12 protein-coding genes are annotated in these 12,486 nt (G+C 68.4%); 7 read left to right on the top strand and 5 right to left on the bottom strand.

All coding sequences use genetic code 11. The features are described from left to right. Nucleotides 1–9 precede the first annotated feature (9 nt). Together ACGFH6_RS28115 and ACGFH6_RS28110 are read right to left on the bottom strand one after the other, a co-directional pair. Nucleotides 10–726 (bottom strand): SDR family NAD(P)-dependent oxidoreductase, encoded by a 717-nt coding sequence (locus tag ACGFH6_RS28115; RefSeq protein ID WP_393389816.1) that lies wholly within the window; start codon nt 724–726, stop codon nt 10–12. After that, nucleotides 723–1,487 carry an acetoacetate decarboxylase family protein gene (locus ACGFH6_RS28110; RefSeq protein WP_393389815.1) on the bottom strand — a complete coding sequence of 255 codons (765 nt, stop codon included), beginning with the start codon at nt 1,485–1,487 and terminating at the stop codon, nt 723–725. The genes ACGFH6_RS28115 and ACGFH6_RS28110 overlap by 4 nt, the downstream gene beginning before the upstream one ends. Nucleotides 1,488–1,639: 152 nt before the next feature. Between ACGFH6_RS28110 and ACGFH6_RS28105 the strand changes: the two genes are divergently transcribed. The 3 genes from ACGFH6_RS28105 to ACGFH6_RS28095 are packed head-to-tail and all read left to right on the top strand — an operon-like array spanning nt 1,640 to nt 5,100. Then, nucleotides 1,640–2,968, top strand: coding sequence for an MFS transporter (locus ACGFH6_RS28105; protein ID WP_393389812.1), 1,329 nt, complete (start codon nt 1,640–1,642; stop codon nt 2,966–2,968). A 33-nt stretch (nt 2,969–3,001) separates the two neighbouring features. Continuing rightward, entirely contained in the window at nt 3,002–3,859 is an 858-nt protein-coding gene (locus ACGFH6_RS28100; protein WP_393389811.1) for a fumarylacetoacetate hydrolase family protein, read from the top strand. Continuing rightward, nucleotides 3,856–5,100, top strand: coding sequence for an alpha-hydroxy acid oxidase (locus ACGFH6_RS28095; RefSeq protein WP_393389808.1), 1,245 nt, complete (start codon nt 3,856–3,858; stop codon nt 5,098–5,100). Before ACGFH6_RS28100 ends, ACGFH6_RS28095 begins: the two co-directional genes overlap by 4 nt. Here ACGFH6_RS28095 and ACGFH6_RS28090 read toward each other — a convergent pair. Beyond that, nucleotides 5,089–5,754 carry a GntR family transcriptional regulator gene (locus ACGFH6_RS28090; RefSeq protein WP_393389805.1) on the bottom strand — a complete coding sequence of 222 codons (666 nt, stop codon included), beginning with the start codon at nt 5,752–5,754 and terminating at the stop codon, nt 5,089–5,091. The genes ACGFH6_RS28095 and ACGFH6_RS28090 overlap by 12 nt on opposite strands. Before the next feature lie 89 nt (nt 5,755–5,843). On the opposite strand from ACGFH6_RS28090, the gene ACGFH6_RS28085 reads away from it, so the two are divergent. Together ACGFH6_RS28085 and ACGFH6_RS28080 are read left to right on the top strand one after the other, a co-directional pair. Beyond that, nucleotides 5,844–6,872 (top strand): winged helix DNA-binding domain-containing protein, encoded by a 1,029-nt coding sequence (locus ACGFH6_RS28085; protein ID WP_393389803.1) that lies wholly within the window; start codon nt 5,844–5,846, stop codon nt 6,870–6,872. A 32-nt stretch (nt 6,873–6,904) separates the two neighbouring features. Beyond that, nucleotides 6,905–7,720: an SRPBCC family protein gene (locus ACGFH6_RS28080; RefSeq protein ID WP_393389800.1), complete on the top strand. Its 816-nt coding sequence runs from the start codon at nt 6,905–6,907 to the stop codon at nt 7,718–7,720. Here the strand turns inward: ACGFH6_RS28080 and ACGFH6_RS28075 are convergent. Beyond that, complete coding sequence (locus ACGFH6_RS28075) at nt 7,667–9,973, bottom strand: ATP-binding cassette domain-containing protein (RefSeq protein ID WP_393389799.1); 2,307 nt, start codon at nt 9,971–9,973, stop codon at nt 7,667–7,669. The genes ACGFH6_RS28080 and ACGFH6_RS28075 overlap by 54 nt on opposite strands. A gap of 84 nt (nt 9,974–10,057) precedes the next feature. Then, on the bottom strand, nt 10,058–10,591 hold the full coding sequence (locus ACGFH6_RS28070; protein WP_393389797.1) for a MarR family winged helix-turn-helix transcriptional regulator: 534 nt from the start codon (nt 10,589–10,591) through the stop codon (nt 10,058–10,060). A 54-nt stretch (nt 10,592–10,645) separates the two neighbouring features. Between ACGFH6_RS28070 and ACGFH6_RS28065 the strand changes: the two genes are divergently transcribed. Then, nucleotides 10,646–11,356 (top strand): SDR family NAD(P)-dependent oxidoreductase, encoded by a 711-nt coding sequence (locus tag ACGFH6_RS28065; protein WP_393389794.1) that lies wholly within the window; start codon nt 10,646–10,648, stop codon nt 11,354–11,356. Nucleotides 11,357–11,392: 36 nt separating this feature from the next. Further along, nucleotides 11,393–12,442, top strand: a complete 1,050-nt coding sequence (locus ACGFH6_RS28060) for a LacI family DNA-binding transcriptional regulator (protein ID WP_393389791.1) — start codon at nt 11,393–11,395, stop codon at nt 12,440–12,442. Nucleotides 12,443–12,486: the final 44 nt, after the last annotated feature.

The following is a 12,486-nucleotide window of genomic DNA, read 5'->3' as shown; positions in this document are numbered from 1 at the left end:
CTCCCTTCTTCATGCCGCGGTCGTGGCGTCGTCCACGACCCAGGTGGCGCCGTTGACATGGCGTGACGCCGCTGAGGCGAGGAACTCGACGACGTGGGCGACGTCCTCCGGCTGACCCATGGATGCTGGGCCCGCGCGGTCGATGCCTGTCCCGGCAGACTCGATCGCGTGGATCATCCGGGTGTCGATCGGGCCGGGCAGGACGGCGTTGACCCGTACGCCGCTCGTTGGTCGCTCCAACGCCGCCGTACGCGTCAGTCCGACCACGGCGTGCTTGCTCGCGACGTACGCCGCCAGGTTGGCCCGGCCCCGGATGCCCGAGGTGGACGCGATGTTGACGATGCTCGCCCGCTTCGATCCACGCAGTGCGGGGAAGGCGTGCTTCATCACGAGGAAGACGCCGCGCACGTTGACGCGCATCACCTGGTCGAAGGCGTCCTCGGGGTACTCGTCCAGGCGACGTACGGCGCCTTCCACCCCGGCGGCATTGACCACGGTGTCGAGGGACCCGAGCTCCGACACCGTCCTGGTGATCATGTGCTGGACATCGGCTGTGTCGGTGACGTCGGCCCGCAGGGACAAGCAGCGATCGCCGGTGCACGCGACCGCGTCCGGGTCGATGTCCACGGCAACGACCGACCAGCCGCTCAGTGTGAGCCGGTGGCAGACGGCGGCTCCGATGCCGCCTCCGGCACCGGTCACGATCGCAACGGCGCCTGCGCTCACGGTATGAGTTGGGTGAGCAGACGGCGGTCTTCGGTGGAGAAGCCGCCTGCGAAGACTTCGGTGCTCAGGAAGTGAGCTCCCAGCACCTCCGGCTTCAGCTCGGCGAGCGGGTCGTACTCCGAGGCGTGCAGCGTGAAGTCCACCCGGCCGGGCAGGGGCTCGCTGTACTCGAGTGGGAAGTTGCGATACACGACGTCGGCGTACACGGGCTCGGGCCTTGCCGGGTGTGACAACCGGCGTACGTGGATCTCGCCACTCGGCAGCACCTCGTCGTCCGTGAGCCGCACGATCGGCGCTTGGTCGTCAGGCGTGAAGTCGAACTCCGCCAGCGGCATGTTCCGGCGGGTCACCGAACCGTCGATGCGATGCGGCAGATCCTGCTGGAACGTGTAGGTGCAGTCCTTCTTCGTGTACCCGAACAGCTCCCGGCCGGCGCAGATCCCCATCGGGTCGCTGCAGTACATGTAGATGTGGGTCTGGGTGTAGAGGTCCTGGTAACGCACCGGGACGGTCACCATCAGGTCGAACATCTCCCGCTGCCACAGCGCGAGCGTGTGCCCCGGCGACAGCATGAACCGGAACGCGACCCGGTCGTTGACCAGCTCGAACGGGGTGCCGGCGAGGAGATCGCGCACCTTCGCCTGCTCCACCTGGGTCACCACCTCGACCGTGCGGATCCGGGCGTCCCACTCCATCGGGAACGCCGGTGAGTACGGCGGGTTGACGCCACCGTCGGGGTGCATCGGGTACGGACCGAACATGGCTGCCGGCACCTCTCTCTCGTCGACTACCTGCACCCTGCATGCAGGATGCACCTGCTGTCAACGGCGAGTCCGAAACCTTGACACCCCTGCATGCTGCATGCAGGATTCGGTCAAAGCTCGCCCCTCCCCATCCCCCGCAGGAGTCCGCGATGACCGATCAGCAGGTGGCCGCCGGGAAACCGCCGCAGGCAGCCGGGACCGCCCGGCAGCACGAGCAACGACGCAGGGCCGTGGTGGCGGCCTGCATCGGCAACTTCATCGAGTACTACGACTTCGTCGTCTACGGGTACTTCGCCGCCGTCATCTCCACGTTGTTCTTCCCCACCGAGGACCCGGCCGCGAGTCTGCTGCTGACGTTCGCCGCGTTCGCGGTCAGCTACGCGGCCCGTCCGCTCGGTGCGATCATCTTCGGCCACCTCGGCGACAAGTACGGCCGCAAGACGCCGCTGGCAGTGGCGATCCTTCTGATCGCTTTCTCCACCACGGTGATCGGCCTGATGCCGACGTACGCGCAGATCGGCATCGCCGCGCCGATCGTGCTGACGCTGGCCCGGACCATTCAGGGCATCTCGGTCGGCGGTGAGTACGGCGGTGCGACGTCGTTCATCTCGGAGTACGCACCCGACAACCGACGCGGCTACTACACCGGCTGGCAGACCTTCACGATCGGCCTGGCGCTGTTCACCGGCGGCGCGGTCGCAACGCTGATGACGAACGGTCTGTCCGAGCAGGCGCTGCACTCGTGGGGATGGCGGCTGCCGTTCCTGGCCGGCCTGCCGCTGGGCTTCGTCGGTCTGTACCTGCGGCTGAAGCTCGAGGAGACGCCGTTCTTCACCGAGGCGCAGGAGCATCAGGTGGTGGAGAAGGTCCCGCTGCTGGCCGGGCTCCGGTTGCACTGGCGATCGCTGCTGGTGGGCATGTCGCTGGTCGTCACCCCGGCGATCTGCATCTACATCTACTTCATCTACATGCCGACGTACCTGTCGAAGGTGCTCGACTACGACCTCGGGACGGCACAGGCCGTGAACCTGATCAGCCTCGCCTTCTACTGCGCCCTGATCCCGTTCTTCGCCAAGCTGTCCGACCGCGTCGGCCGGCGCCCGCTGATGATCGCCGGCAGCGTGGCCGTTGCGATCGTGACGTACCCCGCCTTCGTCCTGGCCGGACAAGGCGACCCGGTGCTCACGACGGTCGCGCTGTGCGCGATGGGCCTCGCGTTCGCACCCCACTCCGCGGTGATGCTGGTGGTGGTGGCCGAGATCTTCCCGACCAAGCTGCGCTACACCGGAGTCTCGCTCAGCCTCAACATCCCGGTCACCCTGCTCGGCGGCACCGCGCCGCTGATCGCCACCGCGCTGGTCGCGACCACCGGCGACAACCGATCCCCGGCGCTGTTCGTCGTTGCCGGAGCCATTGTGACCCTGATCGGCGCGCTCGTAGTCCGCGAGACGTATCGCGCTCGACTGCACGAGGTCTGATCCACCCCGACCCCCACGAGACGGAGAAGGTCCATGCGCCTGTACAACCTCGACGGCCGCGCCCATCTGCACACCACGGACGGCCTGGTCGACGTCGCCTCCACCAGCGAGGGTCGGTTCCCGGCCGATCCACAGCAGCTGTACGCCAACTGGGACGACTTCGCCCAGTGGAGCGGACAGTTCGTGACCGTTGACGTGCCACTCGACTCATCCGACGAGGCGCGACTCGGACCGCCCGTGACGCGCCCGTCGCAGGTGTTCGCGATCGGCCTCAACTACCGTGCCCACGCCGAGGAGACCTCTCTCAGCGCGGGGAACGAAGACCTGCCGCTGGTCTTCACGAAGTTCCCCAGCTGCGTCACCGGACCGTACGGCGACCTGCGGCTCTCCGGCGACAGCGTGGACTGGGAGGTCGAGCTCGTCGCGGTCATCGGCCGCACGGCTCACCACGCGCCGGTGACGGAGGCGTGGTCGCACGTCGCCGGCCTGACCGTCGGCCAGGACTACTCCGATCGGCGGGTCCAGATGCGCGGCTCGCCCGCCCAGTTCTCCCTCGGCAAGTCACTCCCCGGCTTCGGCCCGCTCGGACCCGGTCTCGTCAGTCCCGACGAGCTGACTGATCCCGACTGCCTCCAGCTGTCGTGCACGGTCAACGGCGAGGTGGTTCAGCTGGGCGACACGAAACAGATGATCCACAGCGTCAGCGAGGTGGTGGCGATGCTCTCGGAGATCTGCGTACTTCGTCCCGGTGACCTGATCTTCACCGGTACGCCGGAGGGCGTCGGCATGGCGCGCACTCCGGCCCGGTACTTGAGCCCAGGTGACATCGTCGAGTCGACGATCGAGGGCATCGGCACGATCCGGCAGCGCTGCCACGGGGGTGCGGAGTGACCGCCCGGGAGATGCTGCCTCCCCGGCAGCTCCGTCGTCGACTCCCGCGGTGGGCGGAGCTTCGGCCGCTGCTGCGCACCAAGCCGATCGACCTGCGGCGCGGCCGGCGCCGGATCGCCGACGCGGCGACGGTCGACGACCTGCGGATCCTGGCCAGGAAGGTGACGCCGCGGGCGGTGTTCGACTACACCGATGGGGGAGCGGGCGACGAGGTCTCGCTGGTCCGTGCGCGGGAAGCGTTCGCGCGGGTGGAGTTCCGGCCCCGGGTACTGCGTGACGTCTCGGCTGTGGACCCCAGCACCAGCGTGCTCGGCAAGCAGGTTTCGCTTCCGGCGGTCTTCGCCCCCACCGGCTTCACCCGGATGATGCACCACGAGGGCGAGATCGCCGTCGCACGGGCAGCGGCTCGGGCCGGCCTGCCGTACGTCCTGTCCACGATGGGTACGACGTCACTGGAGCAGGTGGCCGAACACACGCCAACGGCGCGGCGGTGGTTCCAGCTGTACCTGTGGAAGGACCGCGACGCCAGTGTTGACCTGGTCCAGCGAGCCCTCGCGGCGGACTACGAAGCGCTGGTGCTGACCGTGGACACCCCGATCGCGGGCCGGCGTCTGCGCGACGTACGGAACGGGATGACGATCCCGCCGGCCTTGACGCTGCGGACGTTCCTCGACGGAGCGCGGCATCCACGGTGGTGGACCAACTTCCTCACCCGCGAACCGCTGGAGTTCGCCTCGCTCCGCAGCTGGAACGGGACCGTGGCCGAACTCGCCAACGCGATGTTCGACCCCTCGGCCACACTCGACGACGTCGCCTGGCTGCGCAGCCAATGGCCGCGCAAACTGGTTGTCAAGGGCATCCAGTCGGTCGACGACGCGATCGCGGTCGCGGGCCTCGGAGTCGACGCGCTGGTGCTCAGCAACCACGGCGGACGCCAGCTCGACAAGGCACCGATCCCGTTGGAGGAGCTGCCCGGCATCCGCGCCGCGGTGGGCGACAGCGTGGAGATCTACGTCGACGGCGGGATCAGGTCCGGTGCGGATGTCGTCGCGGCGGTTGGGCTCGGTGCGGACGCCGTACTGTTCGGCCGCGCGTACCTCTACGGCCTGATGGCCGGTGGGGAGCTGGGTGTCCAGCGGGTCGCAGAGATCCTCCACGACGAGGTCGTCCAGACCATGCAGCTGCTGGGCGTGTCCACGCTGAAGGAGCTGACCGGCGACCGGGTCCGGTTACGGGGCTGAGGACCACGCCTCCTGAAGGCGCCCGGTCAAGTTGTGGAGGTGGCGAACGGCTGCCTCTTCGGCATCCGCGGCATCTCCCGCGGCGAGCGCCTTCAGGATGTCGGCGTGCTCGGCGACCGCCCGATGCTGACTGGAACCCCACGCCGTGGAATACGTCCCGAGGATGACCTGGGCCTGCACCCGATCCAGATGCTCCACGAGTACGCCGTTCCCGGCCCTGGCCTGGACGTACTGGTGGAACTCCAGATCGACGCGGCGTGCCCGCTTGGTGTCGTCCCGGGCGACCGCGCTCTCGAAATTCTGATGGATCTGTTCGAGCTTGGTCAGGTCCCGCTCGGTCAGCTGGGGCGCCGCGAGCCGCGCGGCCAGGCCTTCCAGCACCGCACGCACGGCCAGCGCGTTGAGCAGCTCCTCGTGACTGGGCGCCGACACGACGGCACCCGACCCACCCTGGATCTGGGACAGCAGGCCCTCGGAACTGAGTCGCTCGAACGCGGCCCGCACCGGGCTACGGCTCATCCCCATCGCTCCGGCGAGGGCGACGACACTCAGCCGCTCGCCCGCCGCGAACTGACCGTCGAGCAGTTCCATCCGCAACTGCCGGTACGCCAGCTCGGTCAAGGAGCTGGGCCGCTCCACCCGCTTCATCGGCATCTGACCTCCCCGGATTCCTGCATGCAGCATACAGGCCGGATGGGCTCCGGGAGATGCGAACGCGCCCGGGTTCGTGATGTCATGCTCAGATGGCGAAGCGGTCTGTGGATTGGCTTCTGGCGGCCAGGATGCAGGCCAACTGCCTTGCGCGTCCAGTGGAGGAGTCCGGCCCCGGTGGGGTGGCCGAGGTCGTACGGCGGACAGGGGGACTGCAGGCCCAGGCTTGGCGTGGGGCTGCGTATGCCGTGCGGGCTCGATCGACTGGCACGACCTTCGGTGATGTGTCGCAGGCGCAGGAGGTTGATCGATCGGTCATCCGGGGCTGGTTCATGCGCGGGACTCTGCAACTCGTCGCGGCGGAGGATGCCGGCCCGCTGCTCGGGCTGCTCGGTCCGAAGCTGATCAAGGACACCGAGCGCCGGTACGGCGAACTCGGCCTGAGCGAGGCGATCCGGGCCCAAGCGGCCGACCTTCTCGAGGAGCATCTGCTCACCCACGGACCGACTGGTCGCGCCGAGTTGGCCGACGTACTCGTGAAGGCCGGGCTGATCGAGGAACCGCGCGGGCAGGCGGTGTATGCGCTGATCCGGCACACCGGGCTGCTCGGGCGGCTGTGTTACGGGCCCGGACATGACAAGGACGAGACTTGGGTCGCGGTCCGCGACTGGTTGGGGAAGCCGCTCGTACTGGAAGGCGATGCCGAGGAGTTGGCCCGTCGGTACCTGGCGGCGTACGGCCCGGCGACGGCTCGGGACTTCGCGACCTGGTCGGGGCTGCCGGTGCCGGCCGCGCGGGCCGCGGTGGAGGCCGTGGCGACCGAGTCGTTCGAGGTCGAGGGAGATGTGCTGGTCGCGGTCGAGGATCTGCCGGGGAGCGAGGCCGTGCGCCTGGTGGGCGAGTTCGACGCGTATCTGCTCGGGTACCAGGATCGGCGGCAGGCGCTGGCCGAGGAGTACCACCGGAAGGTGTTTCCGGGTGGCGGAATGCTTCGTCCGGCGGTGGTGCGGGGCGGGCGCGTGATCGGTACCTGGCGGCATGCCGATCGTTCGTACGAGCTCTTCGGCCCGCGGGTGGACCTCGCCGACGAACTCTCGGACGTGGCCCGGTTCGCCGGTTGATCGTATATGCCTGATCGGGTATATATGGGGTCATGACCGAGACGTTGAGCACGGAGAACGGCCGGACAGTACTGCGGATGCAGCGGGCACTACGGCATCCGGTGGAGAAGGTCTGGCGAGCGATCACCGAGCCGGGGCAGCTGGCCGGGTGGTTCCCCGCCGCGGTCGAGCTGGACCTTCGGCTCGACGGTGCGGTCGCGTTCACGTTCGAGGAGGACCCGGGCGCGCCGGTCGACCTCGAGAACGGTGGCGTGATCCGCGCCTACGAACCACCGCACCTGATCGAGTACACCTGGGGCGTCGAGGTGCTCCGCTGGGAACTCGTCCCGTCGGGCGACGGGTGCACGTTGCATCTCACCGCGACGTACGACGACCGGCCGGGATCCGCGAGCTTCTCCGGCGGCTGGAGCCTGTGCTTCGACGCGCTCGAGCGGGTGCTCGGCGACACGGTGCCGGAGCGCGACTACGCCGTGCTGCACGAGCACTTCGTCAAGGCGTACGGGCTGGACCAGGGCGTCGTGCTGGAGGAGGGGGGAGTGCGGTTCGAGCGGCAGTTGGTGCGGCCGAAGGAAGCCGTGTGGCAGTTGCTCACCGGAGCCGAGTCGGCGACCGTCGGCAGCCCGCCGCCTGCCGGGTTCGTTGCCAAGGGCATTGATCCCGGCGCGGTGACCGAGGTGACCGACGGGGAGCGCCTGACCTACAGCTGGTCGAAGGGCGAGGTCACCTGGGCCTTGCGTGACGGCAACGGCGGAGCCCGCCTGGTGGTCACTCAGACCGGCCCCGCCGCCGGCTACCTAGACGCCTGGCGCGACGTGATCGAGAACCTCGCCGCCGAACTCGTTCGCTGAGGTCACGTACGAGCGGAGGTGCTCCGCGGTCAGCGTCGGGCTGCTCTCGACCAGATCGGCCGGGGTGCCGGTGAAGACGACACGACCGCCGTCACTGCCGGCCCCCGGTCCGATGTCGATCAGCCAGTCGGCGTGCGCCATCACCGCCTGGTGGTGCTCGATCACGATCACCGTGTTGCCGTCGTCAACGAGTTTGTCGAGCATCGCGAGCAACTGGTCGACGTCGGCCAGGTGCAGGCCGGTCGTCGGCTCGTCGAGGATGTAGATCGAACCGCTCTTTCCCGTGTTGATGGCCAGCTTCAGCCGCTGGCGCTCACCGCCGGACAGCGTGGTCAACGGCTGCCCGAGACCGAGGTAGCCGAGACCCACCGCCGACAGCCGCCCGAGGATCGTGCCGGCCTGTCCCTTGGTGAAGAACTCCCGCGCCTCGGACACCGTCATCCGCAGGACCTCGCTGATGTTCTTGCCACGCAGGCGATAGGCGAGCACCTCCGCGGTGAAGCGGGCGCCGCTGCAGTCCTCGCAGGTCGATGCCACCTCGGCCATCATCGCCAGATCGGTGTAGACGAGCCCGATGCCCTTACAGGTCGGGCAGGCGCCGACCGAGTTCGCGCTGAACAACCCCGGCTTCACCTTGTTCGCCTTCGCGAACTCGGTCCGGATCGGGTCGAGCAGTCCGGTGTACGTGGCCGGATTGCTCCGCTTCGATCCGCGGATCGGCTCCTGGCCGGCAATGATCACCCCGTCGCGTCCGGCCAGCGACCCGTGGATCAGGGAACTCTTCCCGGATCCCGCCACCCCGGTCACCACGGTGAGCACGCCGAGCGGGATGGCGACGTCGACGTTCCGCAGGTTGTGCAGCGTCGCGTTCTCGATGGCGAGCCGCCCGGTCGGCCGCCGTACGTCGTCCCGTAGAAGGACGCGATGATCCAGGTACCGGCCGGTCAGCGTGCCGGACTGCTTCAGTCCGTCCAGATCGCCCGCGTAGCACAGACGGCCGCCGGCCAGACCCGCACCCGGTCCGAGATCCACCACGTGGTCGGCGATCCGGATCGTCTCCGGCTTGTGCTCGACCACCAGCACGGTGTTGCCCTTGTCCCGCAGTTGCAGGAGCAGGTCGTTCATCCGCTGAATATCGTGCGGATGCAGCCCGATGGTCGGCTCGTCGAACACGTAGGTGACATCGCTCAGGCTCGAGCCGAGGTGGCGGACCAGCTTCACCCGCTGCGCCTCACCACCGGACAACGTCGACGACTCCCGGTCCAGGCTCAGGTAGCCGAGCCCGATCGTGACCATCGAGTCGAGGGTCTGGCGCAACCCCTCGACCATCGGCCCGACGCCCGGATGTTTGACTCCGGCAACGAACTTGGCAAGGTCGCTGATCTGCATGGCCGAGCACGCGCCGATGGTCAGGCCGTCGACCGTGACCGACCGGGCCGCCTCGTTCAGCCGGACGCCACCACAGGCGGCGCAGGTCTGCTGACGCACAGCTCGCTCCGCGAACGCACGAAGGTGGCCCTGCATCGACTCGCGGTCCTTGCCGAGGTACTGGCGCCGGAGCCGTACGACGAGGCCCTCGAAGGTCAGGTTGCTCTTCCCGACCTTGATCTTCGTCTGCTCCTGGTAGAGGAACTGCTGCCAGGTCGCCTCGGCATAGGCCTCGAGCGGCAGATTCGGATCGAACAGCCCGGAGTGCGCCATCACCTGCCACGGCCAGTCGCCGACGGCGTACCCGGGTGCCGTGATCGCACCCTGGTTCAGGCTCCTGCTCCGGTCGACCACCTCGTCCAGGTCGAACTCGGTGGTCCGGCCGAGTCCTTCGCAGTCGGGACACATGCCCTCGGCCCGGTTGAAGCTGAACACCGACGGCGGACCGGCGTACGGCGTCCCGGCGCGGCTGAAGAGGATGCGGAGCATCGTGTGCGCGTCGGTCGCGGTGCCGACCGTGGAGCGGGCGTTGGCACCGATCCGTTCCTGGTCGACGACGATGGCGGCGGACAGGTTGCCGAGCGAGTCGACGTCCGGCCGGCCCAGGCTGGGCATGAAGTTCTGCACGAACGCGGTGTAGGTCTCGTTGATCAGCCGCTGCGACTCGGCGGCGATCGTGTCGAAGACCAGCGACGACTTTCCGGAGCCGGAGACCCCGGTGAAGACGGTGAGCCGGCGCTTCGGGATGTCGAGCGAGACGCCGGCGAGATTGTTCTCGCGGGCTCCCCGCACCTGGATGGCATCGTGATTGTCGGCAGCAAGCATCCTTCAATTGTTTCATTGAACCGGTCGTACAAAGTTGGCTCGCAGATCCCCGCTGCCCTGCACGCAGAACCCTCTACGCCCGGGTTAAGGCTTGCGGGCCCGCCGGCCGACGTCGTCGAGCAACTCCTGGAGCTGGGACGCGAGCTCGGCGCGGCCGGTGGGGGAGAGAGACGCGACCAGCTCGGACTCGCGCGTCAGCACTTGGTCGACGGTCCGCTCGATCAGGTCGTGGCCGGTCTCGGTGAGAGTCACGACGACCGCACGGCTCCCGTCGTCGGCGGTCCGCCGGGTGACCAGACCGGAGTCCTCGGCGCGGGCGACCCGTTGCGAGATGGCGCCCGCGGTGACGAGGGTCCGGCGGCTCAACTCACGTGTCGTCAACTCGTACGGCGCTCCGGCCCGGCGCAGCACGCTGAGCAGATCGAGCGTGGCCGGGTCGACACCGAGATCGGCGAGCAGCCGCCGCCGGTCGTCGGCGAAGAGCTTGGCCAGTCGCCACAGGGGAGTGACGATCTCGATCGAGTCGGTCGGCGTCCCGGGCCGCTCCCGCCGCCAGGCGCGGGCGATCTCCGCGGCGGGGTACGGGCTCGGCGAATCGAGGGGATAGGAATCGACCACGGCCACCATGCTACGTTTAGATCTAAACATTTAGACCTAAACGTGAGGATGAACGTGACGAGGACGATCGTGGTGACCGGGGGAGCGACCGGAATCGGGCGGGCGACCGCCGAACGGTTCCGCGCGGACGGCGACGAGGTGGTGATCACCGGACGTCGCGAGGACGTGCTGGCCAAGACCGCGGCGGACCTGGGAGCCAGGGGAGTGGTGTGCGATGCGACCGACCCGGCACAGATCGAGCGACTGCTGGATGCGCTGCCGGACCGGATCGACGTACTGGTCAACAATGCCGGCGGGAACACCGACTTCGGTGCGCCGGAAGGTGGCCTGGAGCAACTGAAGGCGAACTGGCTGGCCAACCTCGAGGCCAACCTGCTCAGTGCTGTGCTGACGACGACGGCGCTGGCACCGCGGCTCACCACAGCGGTCGTGCATCTCGGCTCGATCGCCGGTGCTCGTGGTGCCGGCTCGTACGGCGCGTCCAAGGCCGCATTGGCGATGTGGAACGTGGATGCGGCGACCGAACTCGGAGCACGCGGCATCACCTCGAACGTGGTGGCGCCCGGCTACACCGCCGAGACCGAGTTCTTCCAGGGACGGATGACCACCGAGCGCCGTCAAACGTTGCTGGAAGCAACGATGACCAGACGTGAAGGGCAGGTCGAGGACATCGCCGGGACGATCCACTTCCTGGCCTCGCCGGTCGCGCGCCACCTCACCGGTCAGGTCTTGCATGTCAACGGCGGGGCACTGAGTACACGCTGACTGTGTGACAACGCGGCCAGATGTGACAATGGCCGCATGCGTGCCACCGTCAAAGATGTCGCCAAGCTGGCCGGGGTGTCCCCGAAGACGGTGTCGAACGTCATCAACGGTGTCGTGTTCGTGCGTCCGGAGACGCGGGCCAGGGTCGAGCAGGCGCTGGCCGAGCTCGACTACGTCCCGAACATGAGTGCCCGCGGCCTGCGCAACGGCCGCTCCGGGATGATCGCGCTCGCGCTGCCCGACCTGCTCCGGCCGTACTCCGCGGAGATCGTCCATCTCGTGGTGGAGCTCGCGCACGAACGCGGCTGGGGCGTGCAGATCGAGCAGACCGCGGCCGAGCCCAAGCGTGAGTTCGAGTTGCTGTCCAAGGCCCGCGCGTACCTGGTCGACGGCCTGATCCTGAACCCGGTGAACCTCGACGACAGCGCCGTACTGTCGGCCGGCCCGCTGCCACCACTGGTGCTGATCGGAGACGTGGACCAGGACCTGGTCAGCCAGGTCGCGATCGACAACGTCGCCGCGGCCCGCGACCTGACGAAACACCTGCTGGCGCAGGGATGCCGGCGGATCGCCGTCGTCGGTACGCCGGAGGTCCCGCGCGGCTCGAGTGGTGCCGGCGTCCTCGCCGGTTCCGCCGAAGCCCCGGGTACGGCGGCCTCCCGGTTGCGGACCGCCGGCTATCACCAGGCGCTCGAGGAGGCCGGCGTACCGATCGATCCGGCGCTGGAGATCGGGCTGGACCGGTGGCGGCCCGAGGGCGCGGCCACGGTGGTGGGGAAGTACCTGGCCGAGCATGAGCTGCCGGACGCGTTTTTCTGCTTCACCGACACGATCGCGTCGGGCACGCTGTCGGCGCTGTGGAGCGCGGGCATCGCCGTACCGCAGCAGACTCTGGTGGCCGGGTTCGACAACATCCTGGAGAGCCAGTTCATGATCCCGCCGCTGACCACCGTCGACTTCGACCGGCGCGCGTTCGTCGAGGCGGCCCTCGACCTGCTCGGTGAGCGGATGAGTGACAAGAACGCGGCGCCACGCCGGGTGATGGTCCCGCACCGGATCGTGACACGCAACAGCACCACACGCTAGCGGACACATTTCAGCAGAAATCCACACCGGCCTCTTGTGGAGTG

This window comes from Kribbella sp. NPDC049227, assembly GCF_043197265.1.
Classification (GTDB): domain Bacteria; phylum Actinomycetota; class Actinomycetes; order Propionibacteriales; family Kribbellaceae; genus Kribbella.
The sequence above is the reverse complement of the archived record's forward strand: the minus strand, read 5'-3'. Positions and strand labels throughout refer to the sequence as shown.

Coding starts and splice junctions, on each gene's coding strand:
- ACGFH6_RS28105 (WP_393389812.1), top strand. CDS start 1,640: ATGACCGATCAGCAGGTGGCCGCCGGGAAACCGCCGCAGGCAGCCGGG.
- ACGFH6_RS28090 (WP_393389805.1), bottom strand. CDS start 5,754: ATGCCGATGAAGCGGGTGGAGCGGCCCAGCTCCTTGACCGAGCTGGCG.
- ACGFH6_RS28085 (WP_393389803.1), top strand. CDS start 5,844: ATGGCGAAGCGGTCTGTGGATTGGCTTCTGGCGGCCAGGATGCAGGCC.
- ACGFH6_RS28100 (WP_393389811.1), top strand. CDS start 3,002: ATGCGCCTGTACAACCTCGACGGCCGCGCCCATCTGCACACCACGGAC.
- ACGFH6_RS28060 (WP_393389791.1), top strand. CDS start 11,393: ATGCGTGCCACCGTCAAAGATGTCGCCAAGCTGGCCGGGGTGTCCCCG.
- ACGFH6_RS28075 (WP_393389799.1), bottom strand. CDS start 9,973: ATGCTTGCTGCCGACAATCACGATGCCATCCAGGTGCGGGGAGCCCGC.
- ACGFH6_RS28110 (WP_393389815.1), bottom strand. CDS start 1,487: ATGTTCGGTCCGTACCCGATGCACCCCGACGGTGGCGTCAACCCGCCG.
- ACGFH6_RS28080 (WP_393389800.1), top strand. CDS start 6,905: ATGACCGAGACGTTGAGCACGGAGAACGGCCGGACAGTACTGCGGATG.